This is a genomic window from Enterococcus sp. S53, from assembly GCF_016516865.1.
Taxonomy (GTDB): Bacteria; Bacillota; Bacilli; order Lactobacillales; family Enterococcaceae; genus Enterococcus_D; species Enterococcus_D innesii.
In genome coordinates this window covers 41,768-59,988 of sequence record NZ_JACVUH010000001.1, presented here as the reverse complement: position 1 = coordinate 59,988, position 18,221 = coordinate 41,768, and the positions used below count along the sequence as shown (strand labels likewise).

The 18,221-nt window shown below is 42.5% G+C and carries 12 protein-coding genes; 4 read left to right on the top strand and 8 right to left on the bottom strand.

Features of this window, described 5'->3' with window-relative positions:
- Nucleotides 1-738 carry an amino acid ABC transporter ATP-binding protein gene (locus IAE45_RS00275; RefSeq protein WP_077453439.1) on the bottom strand — a complete coding sequence of 246 codons (738 nt, stop codon included), beginning with the start codon at nucleotides 736-738 and terminating at the stop codon, nucleotides 1-3.
- Between the two features lie 267 nt (nucleotides 739-1,005).
- Here IAE45_RS00275 and trpS point away from each other — a divergent pair, with 267 nt between their 5' ends.
- Nucleotides 1,006-2,013, top strand: coding sequence for a tryptophan--tRNA ligase (gene trpS, locus IAE45_RS00270; protein WP_081118703.1), 1,008 nt, complete (start codon nucleotides 1,006-1,008; stop codon nucleotides 2,011-2,013).
- A 397-nt stretch (nucleotides 2,014-2,410) separates the two neighbouring features.
- Here trpS and pheT read toward each other — a convergent pair whose 3' ends face one another.
- From pheT to lepB, 6 genes are all read right to left on the bottom strand, one after another.
- Entirely contained in the window at nucleotides 2,411-4,831 is a 2,421-nt protein-coding gene (gene pheT, locus IAE45_RS00265) for a phenylalanine--tRNA ligase subunit beta (protein WP_081118704.1), read from the bottom strand.
- Nucleotides 4,832-5,878: a phenylalanine--tRNA ligase subunit alpha gene (pheS, locus tag IAE45_RS00260; RefSeq protein ID WP_005236117.1), complete on the bottom strand. Its 1,047-nt coding sequence runs from the start codon at nucleotides 5,876-5,878 to the stop codon at nucleotides 4,832-4,834.
- Between the two features lie 357 nt (nucleotides 5,879-6,235).
- Entirely contained in the window at nucleotides 6,236-6,556 is a 321-nt protein-coding gene (locus IAE45_RS00255) for a winged helix-turn-helix transcriptional regulator (protein WP_005226192.1), read from the bottom strand.
- Nucleotides 6,557-6,623: 67 nt separating this feature from the next.
- Complete coding sequence (addA, locus tag IAE45_RS00250) at nucleotides 6,624-10,301, bottom strand: helicase-exonuclease AddAB subunit AddA (protein WP_200124409.1); 3,678 nt, start codon at nucleotides 10,299-10,301, stop codon at nucleotides 6,624-6,626.
- Nucleotides 10,294-13,911 (bottom strand): PD-(D/E)XK nuclease family protein, encoded by a 3,618-nt coding sequence (locus IAE45_RS00245; RefSeq protein WP_200124407.1) that lies wholly within the window; start codon nucleotides 13,909-13,911, stop codon nucleotides 10,294-10,296. The genes addA and IAE45_RS00245 overlap by 8 nt, the downstream gene beginning before the upstream one ends.
- 127 nt (nucleotides 13,912-14,038) lie before the next feature.
- Nucleotides 14,039-14,587, bottom strand: coding sequence for a signal peptidase I (gene lepB / locus IAE45_RS00240; protein ID WP_077453443.1), 549 nt, complete (start codon nucleotides 14,585-14,587; stop codon nucleotides 14,039-14,041).
- Between the two features lie 215 nt (nucleotides 14,588-14,802).
- Between lepB and IAE45_RS00235 the strand changes: the two genes are divergently transcribed.
- On the top strand, nucleotides 14,803-16,254 hold the full coding sequence (locus IAE45_RS00235; RefSeq protein ID WP_081118708.1) for an NAD-dependent succinate-semialdehyde dehydrogenase: 1,452 nt from the start codon (nucleotides 14,803-14,805) through the stop codon (nucleotides 16,252-16,254).
- A gap of 113 nt (nucleotides 16,255-16,367) precedes the next feature.
- Nucleotides 16,368-16,964 carry a nitroreductase family protein gene (locus IAE45_RS00230; RefSeq protein ID WP_081118709.1) on the top strand — a complete coding sequence of 199 codons (597 nt, stop codon included), beginning with the start codon at nucleotides 16,368-16,370 and terminating at the stop codon, nucleotides 16,962-16,964.
- Between the two features lie 63 nt (nucleotides 16,965-17,027).
- Here IAE45_RS00230 and IAE45_RS00225 read toward each other — a convergent pair whose 3' ends face one another.
- Complete coding sequence (locus IAE45_RS00225; protein WP_077453446.1) at nucleotides 17,028-17,522, bottom strand: hypothetical protein; 495 nt, start codon at nucleotides 17,520-17,522, stop codon at nucleotides 17,028-17,030.
- Between the two features lie 137 nt (nucleotides 17,523-17,659).
- Here IAE45_RS00225 and IAE45_RS00220 point away from each other — a divergent pair, with 137 nt between their 5' ends.
- Nucleotides 17,660-18,187 carry an HdeD family acid-resistance protein gene (locus IAE45_RS00220; RefSeq protein ID WP_200124405.1) on the top strand — a complete coding sequence of 176 codons (528 nt, stop codon included), beginning with the start codon at nucleotides 17,660-17,662 and terminating at the stop codon, nucleotides 18,185-18,187.
- The last annotated feature ends 34 nt before the right edge of the window (nucleotides 18,188-18,221 follow it).

Sequence of the window (18,221 nt, the reverse complement as noted above, 5' to 3'; positions counted from 1 at the left end):
TTAATGATTTGTGACTTTGCTCAAGAATTGTTTTGCACGCTCGTCCCTTGGTGCGTCAAAGAATCCATCGACATCCCGTCGATCTTCTAGCACTTGGCCTTCTGCCATAAAGACGATTCGATCTGCTACTTCACGAGCAAAGCTCATTTCATGGGTAACGACGATCATGGACATTCCTTCACTGGCGATTTTTTTCATGACATCTAGTACATCGCCAATCATTTCTGGGTCCAATGCTGAAGTTGGCTCATCAAAAAGCAGCATCTCTGGTTTCATCGCAAGGCCTCGGGCAATTGCGACCCGCTGCTGTTGTCCACCGGATAACATAGACGGATAAGAATCTTTTTTATCCAACATCCCAACTCGATCAAGTAGTTTTTCCGCCAAATTGATGGCTTCTTGCTCATTTTGTTTTAATACTTTAATCGGCGCTAACGTAATGTTTTCTAACACGGTTTTGTTTGGATACAAGTTAAAATGTTGAAACACCATACCAATGTTTTTTCTAACTTCTGTCATTTTGACATCTTTATCAAATAAGTTCTTGCCGTTGACTAACAATTGACCACCTGAAATGGTTTCTAGTCCATTAATTGTACGGAGCATTGTACTTTTACCAGAACCTGAAGGTCCGATTACAACAACGACCTCACCTTTTTCAAATTCAAGGTTGATGTTTTTTAATGCATGGAACTTTCCGTAATATTTCTCTACGTTCTTAAATTCGATCATTGCCATTGATTCACACTCCTAGCTATTTTTAAAATTAAATGAGTAAATGGAAAGATTTGATTCATATTATAGCCCAATCTTTTTTCATTTGTAAAGGTGCTTTTCCAATGTTCCCCCCTTATTTCTGAAAAGACAAGTGCTATTTTACTTTGATGTGAGGTTTTTGTCCATGAAAATTTTTCTAACCTCGACAGATCACAAGGAGAACCTGTTGTTTCTTTTGCTAAAAAAAGGTAAGATAAACCATATAACAAAGGTAAAGGTGGAAAAAAAGTGAATACGATTTTAACTGGCGACCGCCCAACTGGCAAACTGCATCTTGGCCATTATGTGGGGTCTTTAAAAAAACGGGTCGAAATGCAAGCTGACCCTGAAAATCAGCTTTATATCATGGTCGCTGATATGCAGGCACTAACAGATAATGCGAAAACACCTGAGAAGGTCTCAGCGAATATTTTAGAAGTCGCTTTGGATTATTTAGCCGTTGGATTGGATCCATCAAAAACAACGATGTTTATTCAATCGCAAATCCCTCAACTCTCTGAATTGACGATGTACTACCTAAATTTAGTCAGTGTAGCACGCGTGCGACGCAACCCGACGGTCAAAGCAGAAATTGAACAAAAGAAATTTGGCGAAGGCGTTCCTTCTGGTTTCTTCATCTATCCAGTCTCTCAAGCAGCGGATATCACTGCTTTTAAAGCAAACTTAGTCCCCGTTGGTGAAGATCAAAAACCAATGCTGGAACAAACACAAGAAATCGTGCATAGTTTTAATTCTACGTATAGTGAAGTATTAGTCGAACCAAAAGCTGTTTTACCGCCAAAAGGTATGGGACGTTTGGCTGGGATCGACGGCAATGGAAAAATGAGTAAGTCACTAAATAACGGTATCTATTTAGCAGATCCAGCTGATGTGTTACAAAAGAAAGTGATGAGCATGTACACTGATCCAAATCACATCCATGTCGAAGACCCCGGACAAGTCGAAGGCAATATGGTCTTTACGTATCTTGATGTATTTGGTACCGAAAAAGAAAAAATTACTGAATTAAAAGAACATTACACCCGTGGCGGATTAGGAGATGTCAAAATCAAACGCTATTTGATCGATGTTCTGGAAGCCGAATTTGCACCGATTCGGGAACGACGTGAAGCTTTTGCGAAAGATCCCGGTGAAGTGATGAACTTATTAAAACTTGGTAGCGAAAAAGCAGAACAAGTTGCCGCCCAAACGTTAGCTGAAGTCAAAAATGCAATGGGCATCAATTACTTTGCTTAAAAAAATAAGCCTTAGCGGCTTATTTTTTTGTTCACAAATCGAGAATACAATTTAATGCTAGACCTACGAGCACACTCTGTGTTAGGTTTCACGAGCAAACTTCATCCACAGACCGATCCATTAGGCAACTTGATTTGATGCGATTTCTTGCGAAAAAACCTAGAAAATTGCCCTAAAAATAACTTCGAAAATGCTGATTAGAGAATCATTTTCTCAACCTTGACAGCGCTAAAAAAGAACAGTTCAAAAAAGCTGGATTGCCTTTGATAGTGAGATACTTTACAGCTCCAACCCAACTCCTAACATTTTTGTGTCATCTGAGCATCTATTATAATAGTAGAAAACGTTCCCCACCCAACTTCTTTGTATGGTGGAGAACGTTTTTCTACTTATTTGATTAGCGGATTTCTGCTTGAACTTTTTCTTCTAAGTTACGAGTAATTTTCGCTATTGCTTGATTGATCTCTTCATCCGTCAGGGTAGCTTCTGGATTGCTAAAGGTCAGGCTGTACCCTAATGATTTTTTGCCTGCTTCGATGTTTTTCCCTTGATAAACATCGAATAAACGAATCGCACTTAAGAAGCGACCGGCACTTTCGCGAATGATCTCCATCACGGACTGGTTATCGATCGTTTCATCAAGTAAGAGTGCCATATCCCGCGTTACTGATGGGAACTTAGAAACTGGTTGATAGACCAATTGTTCTGTTTTCGCTGCTAACAGTTGATCTAAGTTCAATTCAGCAACATAGGTTTCACTCACTTCATAATCTTTGGCGATCGATGGGTGGACTTGTCCCAAGAAGCCGATTTCTTGGTCATCTAGCAGGATCATTGCCGTACGGCCAGGATGCATCTCTTTGATAGCTGCCGTTTTTTGATAACGAATACGGTCGGTTAATGCCAACGAATCAAATAGATTTTCTAAAATGCCTTTTAAATGGAAGAAATCAACTTTTTGAGCTTGGGTTTGCCAGTCTTTCTCATAGATATTTCCTGTCAAAGCTAGCCCCAAGTGATTGACTTCTGTTGGCAGCTCGTGTTTACTGTCGCCTGTCTGATAAAAGACGCGACCAATTTCATACAAAGCAACACGATTGTTTTTACGTGCCAAGTTGTACGCAACGTCGTCTAACAAACCTGAAATCAGATTCAAGCGCAAGACGGCACGCTCTTCGGTCATTGGCCAATCCAATCGAGTCACTTGGCTCGATTTATCCGTAAATTGTTGTGCCTTCTCTTCCGTTGTCAAAGCATAGCTGATGGCTTCACTGACCCCGTTGCCTTCCAATAGCGTCCGAACTTCTCTAGTCAGACGTTGCGCTTTGGTTAGATGACCGGCAACCGTTTCTCCTTGCGGTAAAGTCGATGGCAAACGATCATAACCGTAAATACGCGCCACTTCTTCAATGATATCTGCTTCGATCGTAATATCCCAACGACGAGGTGGGACAGAAACAATATAGCTGTCTGCTTCTTGACGATGACCAAAGCCTAATGCATCAAAGATTTCTTGCACTTCTTCATCAGTGATTTCTGTGCCTAAATAGCTATTGATTCGAGCTAAAGTGATTGTAACCTCAACAGGTTCTACTGCTACTTGGGAACCTATTACTGCCCCTTTTAAGACCGTTCCACCAGCAAGTTCCGCAATCAGTGCTGCTGCTGCATCACAAGCTTTTGCAACCGTGGCTTGGTTGATCCCTTTTTCAAAACGAGCGGAGGATTCGCTTCTTAAATTGAATTTCTTTGAGGTCAAACGAATCGCTAACGGATCGAACAAGGCCGCTTCTAAAGCGACTGTAGTCGTTTTTTCCGTGATTTCTGAATCAAGCCCTCCCATGACGCCTGCGAGCGCAACGGGCGTGGTTCCGTTGGTGATAACGATGTCTTCTGGGGAAAGCTGACGTGTTTCTCCATCTAAAGTCACCAAACTTTCATTTTCTTTACCACGACGGACAAGTATTTCTTTGCTGTCGAGCTTTTGATAATCAAAGGCATGCAATGGTTGGCCAAATAATAGTAAGATATAATTCGTCACGTCCACGACATTGTTGATTGGACGAATACCTTCATTCATCAAGCGATTTTGCAACCATTGTGGACTTGGGGCGATCGTTACACCATCAATGATTCGAATTTGGTAGGCGGGTGCATCTGTTGCTTCAGTGACCTTCACCTGAATTTTATCGGCAGCAGCTACTTCACTTTCAGTAAGCGAAATTTCAGGAAACTTCGGTGTTTGGCGATAGATCGCACCGACTTCATAAGCAACCCCCCGCATGCTCAACGCATCCGCACGATTCGGAGTGATCGACAATTCGATAATGTGATCATCCATATCCAGATAAGGAAAAACCGGTGATCCTGGTTCTGCTTCTGCTGGTAAATAATAGATTCCTTCCGCGTATTCTTTGGGAATCACGCTATCGGCATATCCCAACTCTTGCAACGAACAAATCATGCCGTTGGAAACTTCTCCCCGCATCTTGCCCTTTTTTATTTTTACATTGCCCGCGATTCGAGAGCCTGGTAATGCCACGATGACTTTGATGCCGCTTTTGACATTCGGCGCACCGCAAACGATCTGTGAATCTTCATCCTCGCCAATATTTACTTGGCAAATCGATAGATGGTCAGAGTCCGGATGCGGTCGGCAGTCGGTCACTTCTCCGACAACGATTTTTTTTAAGCCTTCTTCAGGCACGTCAATACCTTCGACTTCGATCCCCGTCACTGACATTTTATCCGCCAGCTCTTTGGGTGTGATCTCAGACAGATCAAGGTATTCATTTAACCATTTATATGATACTAACATTTATTGTTCCCCCTTGAACTGGCGAATAAAACGCACATCATTTTGATAGAATTGGCGAATGTCGTTCACGCCGTAGCGCAGCATTGCCACTCGGTCAGGACCTAAACCAAAAGCAAATCCCGAATATTGGGTTGGATCAATCCCTGACATTTCTAAGACGTTAGGATGGACCATTCCGGCACCAAGGATCTCGATCCAGCCAGTTTGTTTACAAACATTACATCCGGCACCACCGCACTTGAAGCAACTGACATCGACTTCGACCGATGGTTCTGTGAAAGGGAAATAGCTTGGTCGCAAGCGAATTTGGCGATCTTCCCCAAACATTTTTTGCATCATGACTTCTAAGGTTCCTTTTAAGTCACCCATCGTAATATTTTTATCGATTACCAATCCTTCAATTTGATGGAATTGGTGGCTATGGGTCGCATCATCTGTATCACGACGGAAAACTTTCCCGGGAGAGATCATCCGTAACGGCCCTTTTGAAAAATCATGGGTCTCCATTGTTCTCGCTTGAACGGGTGATGTATGGGTTCGAATCAACACTTCCTCTGAAATATAAAAGGTGTCCTGCATGTCTCTGGCAGGATGATCTTTTGGCAGATTCATCCGCTCGAAGTTGTAATGATCTTTTTCCACTTCATAGCCTTCAACGACTTGGTAGCCCATACCAACAAAGATGTCTTCGATTTCTTCCATGATTTGTGTCAGCACATGGCGAGTTCCTCGGTCCATCTTTTTACCAGGCAACGTCACGTCGATGGATTCTTCAGCGAGGGCTTTTTCCAAGTTTGCTGCTTCGATAGACGTCTTGGCTTCTTCGATCGCTTCTGTCAAAATATCACGAATCTCGTTGGCATAGCTCCCCACCTTCGGCCGTTCTTCCGCAGAAAGATCTTTCATCCCCCGTAGAACTTCAGTGATGGGTCCTTTTTTTCCAAGCACTTCCACTCGAATTTGATTCAAGTCGTTCATGGTTGGACTTTCTTTGATTTTAAGCAATGTCGTTTCCTTCAATGCTTCTAATTTTTCTTGTAAAGACATGTGTTTCCTCCTTCTATACTGTGAATAGTGTAAGAATAACAAGACTGGATTGACTGAATAAAGGGAATATCATTCATTTAAAGACAAAAAAAGACATCATCCCTTAAAAAAGGAACGACGTCTCGTGTTACCATCCTCATTCGCGAAAAAACCGCGCACTCACTTCGGCTAACGACAGCAAAACTGCCGACTGACTGTAATCAGCAAGCTCCAGAAGTGAAATTCATTTTTCGAATGCAGGACTTGCTTTCAGTCTGTGACAAGTCTCCCTTTTTCTGATTCAGCCAAATTACTAGTTTCTATCAACGCTTTTTAACTATTCATTTAAGGTTAGTTTACCTAATTTCTGGTGAGAAATCAACTGCATTCTTCCTCACGTACCCATGTTTCTGCCCAACGCTTCACACTCATCATACTCTTTTCAAGAGCAATACCTCTTGGCGTCAAGCAGTAAAGATTGTTTTCTTTGCAGACAATTTCTTCCCGCTCTAATTCTTTCAAGCGTTCGACTAACACCCGATCACTCACTTGAGGAATCTTGTTTGCTAACTCAACAAATCTTTGTTTGCCGTCTTCAAGAAGGACATCAATGATCAAGCCGTTCCACTTTTTGCCTAAAATAGAAAAAGCTTTTTCAAATTTAGGACAAAGGGCATAATCCGATTCTACTTTTATCATTCTCCATCACCTCTTTTACCTATTATAGCATATGACTTACGAATTGTAAGAAACTAGGATCGATCAGTTAGAATGACACGATCATCTTAGGTTTTAACAGCACTAAATAGGTCTGTTTCACTGGTTTGTTCAACGCTTTCTCCAATGCTTGGCAATAGAGTTTCAATTGACCATAGTATCGTTCGCGCATTTTCTTTTCAATCTGAGCCTGACTACCGAAAACATCATCTGTTTTAAAGTCATACAAAATGATTTCATCCGCCAATTCAATATAGCCATCGATAATTCCGTGGATCAAAAGCGGCGCATCTGGTTCGTCAAACTCTTCAAAGATCGTATCAGCCTCTTTTAGCATCGAAAACGGTTGTTCCCGCTTCACCAAATCAGAGGATCGGTTCAGCAATTCACCTAGTTCAGTTTGATAAAACCACAAAATGCTCGATCGGTCAATTTTTTTGGCGATTTCTTCAGAAAAAAATTGCTTTTTCACGAGTTCAGCAATCAGGAGCTCCAAAGTATCTTGATTTGGCGTCATTCCTAATGGGATCATTTGCAAAACCGTATGGGTTGCTGTCCCGATACTGCTAGCGAGAGGCTTCGTTTCTTGCAGAAATTTTGGTTTCGCCAATTCATCCTGTACGTAGCGATATTGCTGAGGATTCGTCTTCTCGGAAACCGACCGCCATTCCAACAAAGTGGTCTGTTGATCATCAGGATCGTTATAGAGTCTTTTCAATTCTGATACAGATTGATAACTAGTCGTTTGGGTCGCTTTTTGATAAGGATAGCGATAGGCTAGGCGTTTCAAAAGATCATCGATATTGCTATCTGGCGCAAGCAATCGTTTAGGCTCCTCGACTGGCGCAAGGGTCTCTTGGACTTGTTGCGTGATCGTTTCTTGATTCCACCATGACAGACGAAAATGAGCAGGATGATCGATCGTCCGCTTGCGCTCTGACGCTTCAGAGAATACTGCTTCCATATCTGGATGGCGCATCAGGGTCCGTCCGACCCAATCCATCAAACTCCCCCGGGCAACAAGGCGCAATGCAGGGTCAAGAACCATTTCGGCTTGCGTCAAGCCAGATTGCCACGTCTTAAAGGCATCCGCTTGATTTTTATAGGAGCCCACTAAGAAAAGCTTCTGCTCTGCTCGAGTCAATGCTACGTACAATTTTCGCATTTCTTCTGATAAGGCTTTTTTCAAACGAACTTGCTTGATGGCTTGAAACGGCAGTGTCTCAAATTTAAGATTTTCTGCGGGTTCCACATATTGGATTCCAGCCCCGAGCTGTTCTTCAAAGATATAGCGTTTTTGAAAATCTTGGTAGTTAAAGAATTTTGTTGTATCCAATAAGAACACAACAGGGAATTCCAAGCCTTTACTTGCATGAACGGTCATCACTCGAACGGCATCTTCTTCAGGAGTAGCCACAGGCTCCGCCAAATCCTTGTTTTTTTCTTGCATTTTTTCGATGAAGCGAATGAATTGGTACAAACCACGGAAACTGCTCTTTTCGTATTTTTCGGCTCTGTGGATCAATGCCACTAAATTTGCATAACGCTGCTGTCCTGCAGGAAGTCCCACAACATAATCCAAGTAAGCAGTATCTTCATAGATTTGCCAAAGCAAGGTCGGGATCGGCAGTCTGCGTGCTTCTTCTCGCCATTGATTTAGTTTAGCTAAAAACCCATCCACCGTTTGCCACAAGTTTGACGCTTCATGTTGACCATGATAATCCAATACTGCATCGTAGTAGTCGCCGGAACGATTGGCTAAACGGATTTCAGCTAATTGATCTTCTGTTAAGCCGACGATTGGCGAGCGCAAGACAGCCACAAGCGGGATGTCTTGGTACGGATTGTCAATGATTTGCAGCAAAGATACGACGGTTTGGATCTCCGTTGCCTGAAAATAGTTTTGAGCATCATTGACCGCCATCGGAATTCCAAACTGCTTAAAGACATCTAGGATAACAAGATTGTTTTTACGTGTGGGGGTCAACAAGACGATATCATTGTAAGTGATTGGTCGATTTGTTTTGGCTTTTTTGTCATAGATCATGAATTTTGATTCAATCAACTCTCGAATCTTCAATGCAGTAATCTGCATCTCACCTTCTGTTTTGTCATCAATCAATTGTTCTTCAGATTCATGCTCTTTTTCATATAACAAGAGCTCTGTGGCAAAGGCATCGCTTTCTGGAAAATGAGGAAAACCGGTAATCAAGGTTGCCGCCTCATCGTAAGGGATTTGGCCAACCCGTTCATCCATCAGCTGTTGAAATACTAGATTCGTAAAATCCAATACGTCGGAGCGAGAACGGAAATTTTCTGCTAAGACGATTCTCCGCCCACCATTCTCCGTTTCAAATGCCAAGTATTTTTCGATAAACAGCGTCGGATCTGCTAGTCGAAACGAATAGATCGACTGCTTCACATCCCCCACCATAAACATGTTGCCAGGGTTATGATCAACTTGTCTCACCCAATATAAAATTGCCTCTTGCAGCCGATTGACGTCTTGGTATTCATCGACTAAAACTTCTTCAAAGCGATCACGATAATAGACCGACGCCTCACTTCCACTGCCGTCACCTTGTAAAATCTGCAAGGTGAAATGTTCCAAATCATTAAAGTCTAAACGGCCTTTTGAAAGCTTTCTTTCTTGAAATGCTTTCATAAACGCTTCGGTCATGGCCGCCATTTTCTCAACGACAGGTGCTGATCGATGAAGCAGTTCCATCATTTCAGCCGGCGGGTATGGAAAGGCCACTTTCAATTGCTCGACCAATTTTTTCGCATCATCTCGCAAAGGCTTGATTTCTTGGGAGAGTTCCTTTTGTTCTGGTTTGCGAAAAGCTGGGTAGCGACCAAAACGCAACACTTGGATCTGCTCATAGAAGCCATCAACATCGTCTGCATCAAGCAGAGCCTTTAAGGTTTCCACCATTCCCAATTCGGTATCGATCAATAGTGCTGCTTTTTCCATCGCTTCATCAGAACGAGCATAGTCTTGCGCCGCCTGCAGCAAATGCGCCGCTGTCTTCAAATTTTCTTGCAAAGTCGGTTTGATTTGCGATTGGTACAGGATATTTTCAGCAAAGGTTTCTTTACCGATATAGTGATCACTTAGATGAGCTAGCCAGTTGACTGGATCCGGATTTGCTCGGGCAAAGTCATAAAGAGACAGGATCAGATCCCCGACGCCTTCATCAGAACGATCACTAGAAAAATTTTCTGTCAAACGAAAGAAGGCTTCATCATTGGCTTCATATTGTTGATCTCTCAGCTGTGTCCAGATTTCTTCTTTCATCAATAAAATTTCGGTTTCATCGGTCATCATGCGGAAATTTGGATCTAAATCGATCAAATAATAAAAACGCCGAATCACCGTTAAACAAAACGCATGCAAAGTAGAAATGTTAGCTGTCGGCAATAGCTGCAGCTGACGGACGAAGTGCTGGCGTTTTTGCTCATCACTTTCTTGGTTGATGGCTTGTTGCAATGCCGCTTGAATCCGTTCTTTCATTTCTCGAGCAGCTGCTTCGGTAAAGGTCACGATCAGTAAAGAATCGATCGTCGTTCCTGCTTTTAACTTTTCGATCACTCGCCGAACCAAAACGGTTGTTTTTCCTGAACCCGCTGAAGCGGAAACGAGGATATTATCCCCTTTATCAAAAATGGCTTGCCATTGGGTATCCGTAAAGGTTTCATTTTGCGGTTTTAAAGGGATCTTACTCATCTTCTTCCTCCCTTAAGCGATGGATAATCTCATCTTTAGATAAGTTTTCTAAACGGTGGTACTCATTTTCTTTCAACAATACATCAAAATCACAGATGCTGCGAAACGGACAAAACTCACACGCCCGTTTTTTGTCTTTTAATTTATAAGACGGGTTTAAGGCGATTTCACCGCTTAATAGCTTCTCACCGCTTTGTTGCATGTTTTTACGATTGTGTTTTCTTAACAGCTCAAGCTCTTCTTCTGTATAAAACTTGTTTTTCGCCTGCGTCGTTTTTTGATAATCGCCGTTTTTGTCTTTTCGAACAGGAAATATCGGTGAATTTTTGCTAGCTTCAACTTCCTCATCGAGTAATGGGAAAACAGCCGGTTCGTCAATAAACAACCCATCATACTTGAAACGTTTTAAACGTTCTTCTTCACTGGCTTCTTGTCCGTCCAAAAGCGGATTATGCACATGCAGATAATATGCCCCCGCTGGTCGCACATTTGGCGAACCAACCAGTTGGACAGCATCCGTCAATGCGACATCGAGATAGGTGATCAACTGCATCGCAAGTCCGTAGTAGGCTTCAGAAAGGTCAAAATCTCGGCTGCTAGATTTATAGTCAACAACAGAAAGCCATTGTTCTTCTTCCGTTTTCGCCGTGTCGACTCGATCGATTTTCCCCCGTACATGTAGTTTCCCACCAGAGCTTAAAGGCAATTCGATCCCGTTAATCCCATTTGAGCCAGCGATCTGGCCGAACAGTACCTCCGTCTTTTCCGGACTAAAATGCATTTTTTGACCTTGTTTCGCTAAAGCCCACGCTACTCGCTGAATCGTCTTACCTAATTGATACCGAATAAAATTCATCCGTGCAGAACTTGTCAGCAAACGGTAACGGCTTTCGCCAAAAATCTCCTGCAAAACGACTTCCACAAATTGCACGCGTTGGTCAGCAGTTAACTGGGTCAAGGAAATATTTTCAGCAATCAGGACTTTGACAAAGCGGTCCAACGCATCATGGAAAAACTCACCGGTCATTGCTGGATTTAAGCCATAAACTTCCCGTTCTTTTAACCGTAATCCGTAGCTGACGAAATACTTGTATTCACACTGATAGAACGTCTCCATCTGAGAAATGGAGCTGTAGATCGACGGCCCATATAGTGCCGCAGCTTGTGCTTGAGACAAAGGAATCGGAATATTCTGATGAGTTTGGCTTTCAAATACTTGGGCAGCTAAATCTGTCCATTCCGAACGCAGCAGTGCTTGTTTCAGCTGCTCCCAGACTCGAGGCAAGGTCTCTTTGTTTTTTTGCGCTTGCTGACTGAGGTTATTGATTTGGTAAATCAGGCCACGGTAACTGCCGACATAGTCTCTCGGGTCACTGACTAGCGTCAAGATCCCCCGCTCTTGCAGTGGTACATCCAAATGTTTGATCACGCGGTCTAAATAAGGCGACATTTTGATGTTTTGCTGGGTATCAAAATTAACGGCATAGGACAGTGATAAGTGTTCCGTTGCTGAAAGCAAGACCGAATAAAAGGCAAATGGCTCTTTGACACTGCCTTCCACCACTGTATCCCTAAGGTATTTTTCACCGTTGAACAACTGATTGAAATGCTGACGTTCTTCATTCGTCAACAATGTTTTGTTCTCTATTTTTCTTGGCAACGCCGTTTCATTCAATCCCGGTGCAAATGTGATCTTCGCTTGTTTTGGACGAGCCAAATCAAGGCGGTTGACGTTAACCTGGTCGATCGCTGTTGGGATCTTCCCGAATGTGACATTTTCTAAGCCAGTCAATAAAACATCTTCAAAGAGCGCAAAATCAAAGGGCTCTTCTCCATAGATCGTGGCATATTCATCTAGCAAATCCATTAAAGCTTGCCATGCTTGTTCATGGTTGCGAGCTTGATCCAATTTTCCTTGTTGGATTGCCTGGTCTCGCCAATGCCGTAGTTGTTGCTCGACACCGGCATTCAGTAAAAAGCGATACAGCAGTTCTACGGCATCTCGATTTGTTCTAGCAGCCGTCAGCCAGTCAAGAGTATCAGCAACATCTTGCTTAAAGGCCCTACGCAACTGGTTGGTATACGCCGTCAAATCCACTTTGTCCACTGCTTCTTCTTCCAATTGTAAATACTCGATCAGTTCCCAATCTTCGTTTCTTGTCCAACTCGCTCCTTGAAAGTCATGGGCTAATGCTTTATTTTCAGTAATATCCACTAACTTACGAAACTGGTCACGCCCAACGAGCCAATCTGCTTCGGAGCGATAGGCTGCCGGTAAATAAAGTTCCGTTCTTAATAATCGCAAAATATCATTTAAGCGGAAACCATAGGATTGACAAGAAAAAAAAGCATTCAAAAACTCAACCAATGGATGTTGTGCCATCATCTGCTCTTCATCGATATAAAAAGGAATCTCAAACTCAGTAAAAATTTTAGGAATATACTGATGATAGACTTCTGGTTCGGCGATCAATAATTGGATATCACGATACCGTAATGTTGGGTACCGTTTCTTATCACTCATCATCCCGCGGATCGACGCTGCGATTTGACGGATCTCTTCTTCAGGATTCCCAACTTTCCAGACTGCCAGAAAGTCTTTGACGGAGGTCTGCTGATGATAATTGGCTTGTGATTGGGTCTGCCGCCAAAAAGTTTCTACTTCCTTGTATGCCTGCGGGATCGATCCCTCGTCTTCTTTGTCCACCTCTTGGTTGACGGAAAGTTTCTGATCTAAGTAAATGTTCACTTGATTGTCACGAGCAAAACTGATCAACTGATAATAGGTCCGTCCTGCTTCATAAAATAAATTCAATGGCGTGGGCATCTCTTGTGGGTACCCGCGATCCATAATAAGATCAATCACTACATGACTTCTCTTCATCAGTACTTGTATCAACTGTTGCTCTTGGGTTGAAAAAGCGGAGAAACCGCTGATAATAAATAAGGCGTGGGAAAGATCTGGCGCTTTGTTCAAAGACAAAGCAGTTGGTATCGTTTGATCCACCCGGGAGTCTCCCAGCAAGGAACCTTCCAGAAAGCGTGTCAATAAGGTGAGCGGTTGTTCGACTAGCAAAGCACGCTCTAGAAGTTCTTGTTCAAATCGTTGAAAAATTATCGCCAATTCACTGTATTTCTTCTCTTCATCTTGGGTTGCACTGGGGGCAGCACCACCAGCTAATAAATCTTCGATCCCCAATCGACTTGTATGCATTTCTTGATAAAAAGCCAACAATTGTTGGATAAAACCCGCTTTATTAATTTCGCCGCGATACAAGACAAGTTCTTCTTCTAAATCCAAAAGCAGCTTGCGCATGATCATGGAGGCACCATTTTCAGTGATGGCATTTTGCGAAAGCAATCCTGTTTGCTGCAAATAAAACCAAGCCAAACGGTGAAAACTATACACTTGGGCCCGAATGGAAGCGAAATCCCCTGATTGATCATTTTTAAGTAATTGAAGGATCTCACGCTCTCGTTCAAATTTATTGTAGTTAGGAACGAGGAAAAACACTTCTTGATGGTCTTTTTCTAACCAGCTTTTTGCCTGCTCTATCACAGCTTGATCATGACGACAACGGCCATCACCAAGGATAAATCGTAAACTCATGAAAGGACTCCTTCTCTACATAGTTTTAAAAAAATCCCCAAAAAACAATGAGCAGCTTTTCTTCGAAAGCGACGTTTTTGTCTAGTGGTCATTTTCAGAAACACGTTACAAAATCGGTAATACTCGTTCAATCTTTTCCTAACATGCCAAAATCGGCAATGGGCCAAAAAACAAATTTTACATCCCCCAAAATCGTTGATTCATCGATCAAGCCTAATTGACGGCTATCTTTAGAGATTCGGCGATTATCACCTAAAACCAATACTTGGCCTTCAGGAATGACTTCCACACCAAATAGACTCATGTCAAAGTCACTGGTCAAGGGAAAGCCATCGGTGACAGCCGCTTTGAATTCATCCAAATAGGGTTCATCATACGCTTGTCCATTAATGTAAAGGGTATCGTTTTGATAAGCAACCCGATCCCCCGGCAAACCGATCACTCGTTTGATATAATTTTTCCCCTCTTCATCCGGCGCTTCGAATGTAATGATATCAAAACGCTCGATTTCCGTGTTCTTTAAAGCAATCACTCGCTCACCATCATGTAAGGTTGGATCCATCGAATCTCCTTTTACAATAACGGGGGTAAAGACATATTGTCTTAATAACAAAAGGAATAAGGCGAAGATCACGACAAATCCCACTGTTTTTAAAAGCTCTTTTATCTGTTGCACGTGTCCTTCACTCCTTGAATGTTTTTACTATTTTTTTAAAAGAATCGAACAAACATTCTTATTTTCTATTCTACCATAAAATGATAGAAGCAGAACATCTCCTCTCTGGTTCTTTATGAAAATTTGGGGAATCATTAGACTTGCATATGAATTGTCATCTATTCTGATCCGTGCTACGGTTGAAATAGCACCCATTGATGAAAGGAAGTGCCAAAATGAACCCACAGTTACCACAAGTGCCCACGAAGTTATTGATTGACGGAAAATGGCTTGAAGGAACAAAAGAGTCGGTTTCAGTTACCAATCCTGCCACGAATGAAGAACTGGTAAAAGTCAGCCAAGGAGGGATCGAAGAAACGAAGCAAGCGATCAATGCCGCCGCGAAAGCCTTCACAGACTGGTCAAAACGTTCGCCTCGAGAACGAGCCGATTTGATGAACAAGATTGCAGATTTAATGGAGCAAGAAAGCGACCGACTGGCAAAGATTATGAGTATGGAACAAGGAAAACCATTAAAGGAAGCGGAGGCAGAAATCCAATCCAACGTGGATAATTTCCGTTGGAATGCTGCTGAAGCACAACGAGTCTATGGTGAAGTGATTCCAGCTCCTGCACACAATCATTGGCTGGTACGCAAAGAAGCCATCGGCGTTGTTGGTGCGATCACACCTTGGAACTTTCCGTCCAATATGATTGCTAGAAAAATTGCGCCTGCTATGGCAGTTGGCTGTACCCTGGTTATGAAACCATCAAAAGAAACCCCACTATCCGCACTAGCTCTAGGCGAGCTTTTTCAACAAGCAGGACTTCCTGACGGGGTCGTCAATATCGTCTTAGGAGATTCTTCTGAAATCGGGAAAGAATTGACCGAAAATGAACAAGTCAAAAAAATCACCTTTACCGGCTCCACGAAAGTTGGGATGAAATTATATGAACAAGCTGCACCAACTCTGAAAAAAGTTTCATTGGAGTTAGGCGGCCATGCCCCGTTTCTCGTTTTTGCCGATGCTGATTTAGATTTAGCTGCTGAAAAATTAGTTACAGCTAAATTCCGCAACAACGGTCAAGTTTGTACGTCACCAAATCGTATTTTTGTCGAAGAATCCGTCAAAGACGCTTTTACTAAAAAACTATTAGCGAAAATGGAAACCGTAACGGTCGGTAATGGTCTTGATAACCCCACCGTTGGTCCTTTGATCAATCAAGCTGGCGTTGAAAAAGTTATCGAACAGCTGGAAGATGCGGTAAACAAAGGGGCTGAAGTCTTATGTGGCGGTACAAAACTTACTGAAGGCGAATATGAGAAAGGCAATTTCTTTGCACCGACAGTCATTGATGGCATCACTCCTGACATGACTATTTACTATGAAGAAACCTTTGGACCCGTGATTCCATTGATCTCATTTACCGATCGACAAGCAGTCATCGCTGCGGCAAATGATACGGAATTTGGACTAGCCTCCTACTTCTTTTCAACGAATCTGCAAACAATCTCGGATGTAGCCCAAAACCTCCAATATGGGATGGTTGGAGTCAATGACATCGCGATCTCAAACCCGGCGGCTCCATTCGGCGGCGTCAAGCATTCTGGCTTTGGTCGTGAAAATGGCAAATATGGTCCCGAAGAATATGTGACTGTCAAATTTATCGCCATTGATGCCCAGTAAAAAAAAAGTCAGGCGCGTTTGCCTGACTTTTTTTCTTACAAAGCATTTTGTTTTACTAACATTAAGTAAGAATGTATACTTCACTCTATGACAATAGAAAAGGTGGGAATACGATGACAAAATTTCTTGATACGATCAAACAACGCCGTTCAATCTATGGGTTAGGTAAAAATGTTGCTCTTTCCGACACAGAAATCGAAGACATTGTGAAAGAAGCAGTGAAAAATAGTCCAACTGCGTTTAACGCACAATCGCCAAGAGCTGTAATTTTATTTGGCGAAGCCCACGAAAAACTGTGGACATTAACAGAGGCTGCGTTAGAACCATTGACACCACCCGAGGCTTTTGAAGCGACAAAACAAAAACTTGCTGGCTTTAAAGCAGGTTACGGAACCGTTTTATTCTTTATTCACACAGATACCGTTAAAAACTTGCAGGACCAATTTGCCCTTTATGCAGAAAACTTCCCGGTTTGGGCGGAACAATCGAATGGGATCGCTCAAGCGAACGCTTGGACCGCTTTAGAAGAAGCTGGATTAGGTGCCAACTTACAGCATTACAACCCTGTCATCGATGACGCTGTTGCAGCTGAATGGTCAATTCCTGAAAATTGGCAATTGCGGGCGCAACTAGTCTTTGGTTCAAAAGAAAGCGAACCGAACGAAAAAGAATTTCTAAGTGATGATGAGCGCTTCCGCGTGTTCCATTAATCCAACGCGCGACCTAAAAAAGACCCTTGATTACGGCCACATACGGCAGCAATCAAGGGTCTTTTAGTCGTTGGTTCCTTGATCATGGTCGACCAGAATATCGATCGGCGTTCCTTCATTCAAGTGCTCCGACAAAAAAACCACTAATTCAGCTAACGGCTGTTTGAATTTCATTAATGGTCCCCGCATCCCTTTTCGAAAATAGTTCATCTTAATAGGCTGCCCTTCCTTTTCTTGAAATAAAACGACCCGATCGATCTCTTGGTACAGTACCCCTTTAATACTCATTGGATGGACAATAATTCGATCAAGGGCTAACCCGCGGCTGTCTAGCACAAAGCTTAAAAAGACAAAACCTGAAACGATTCCTCGCACCTGATTATCCAATTGGTCATCCATCATCAACATGGACCCGATGATCATTACTGAAAAGATCGTAATAGCGATTTTGCTTAGTTTGCGCTCAACAGCAAGAAAGTGAATCTCTTTGCGTACCACCAATAAATAGAGGTACAAAACAATCGTAAAGGCACACATCATTAGCGTTAACCCACTCATAATACTCTCCGTTCTGTTTTCTTTTCCCTATTTTACCAAAAAATGATCTGTTACAAAAGGCTTAGCCTATTTCCTAGGTTTTTTGATATCTATTTTCACCAGAATTCGGTACAATAAGAAAAAAAGGAGGAATTATCATGAATGCATTTTTTGATAAATTACAACGCTATGACTTGCTTCGTGCCGTCGTATATATCGTCTTCGGCTTCATTATCTTGATCGCACCACGATCTGTCTTTAACACGATCGTTTATCTTGTTGCCGGATACATCGCATGTCTAGGGATCATCAGCTTGTATACGAGCTACAAAGAAAAACAAAAGGGCTATTACAATGTGCAATCGGTCTCTGGTATCTTACTATTGATCGCTGCAGCTGCGATTTTAGTTTTTGCTAAAGGGTTACTTGCTATCGTACCATTTTTCTTGGGAATCATGATCACCCTCAGCGGGTGCACCCGCTTAATGGCAAGCTTTAACCAAAAACGCATTGGCTTACCTTACATCACGAGCTTAATCATCAGTCTCTTGATTATTGCTGCTGGACTCGTTCTTGTATTAAATCCATTTGCGACTTGGCTCCTGTTCTTCCAAATTTTTGGTGGTATCTTGATTTTCATGGGGGCATCCGACGCTGTTAACCATTTTCAACGAAAAAGAGCTTAATAAATGAGAATGTTTTAAAATTTCCTTTGAATCT

Excerpts from the sequence above, each read along its gene's own strand:
- IAE45_RS00230 (WP_081118709.1), top strand. The coding sequence starts at position 16,368 with ATGACAAAATTTCTTGATACGATCAAACAACGCCGTTCAATCTATGGG.
- IAE45_RS00245 (WP_200124407.1), bottom strand. The coding sequence starts at position 13,911 with ATGAGTTTACGATTTATCCTTGGTGATGGCCGTTGTCGTCATGATCAA.
- IAE45_RS00235 (WP_081118708.1), top strand. The coding sequence starts at position 14,803 with ATGAACCCACAGTTACCACAAGTGCCCACGAAGTTATTGATTGACGGA.
- IAE45_RS00225 (WP_077453446.1), bottom strand. The coding sequence starts at position 17,522 with ATGAGTGGGTTAACGCTAATGATGTGTGCCTTTACGATTGTTTTGTAC.
- IAE45_RS00275 (WP_077453439.1), bottom strand. The coding sequence starts at position 738 with ATGGCAATGATCGAATTTAAGAACGTAGAGAAATATTACGGAAAGTTC.
- IAE45_RS00220 (WP_200124405.1), top strand. The coding sequence starts at position 17,660 with ATGAATGCATTTTTTGATAAATTACAACGCTATGACTTGCTTCGTGCC.
- pheT (WP_081118704.1), bottom strand. The coding sequence starts at position 4,831 with ATGTTAGTATCATATAAATGGTTAAATGAATACCTTGATCTGTCTGAG.
- pheS (WP_005236117.1), bottom strand. The coding sequence starts at position 5,878 with ATGTCTTTACAAGAAAAATTAGAAGCATTGAAGGAAACGACATTGCTT.
- addA (WP_200124409.1), bottom strand. The coding sequence starts at position 10,301 with ATGAGTAAGATCCCTTTAAAACCGCAAAATGAAACCTTTACGGATACC.
- IAE45_RS00255 (WP_005226192.1), bottom strand. The coding sequence starts at position 6,556 with ATGATAAAAGTAGAATCGGATTATGCCCTTTGTCCTAAATTTGAAAAA.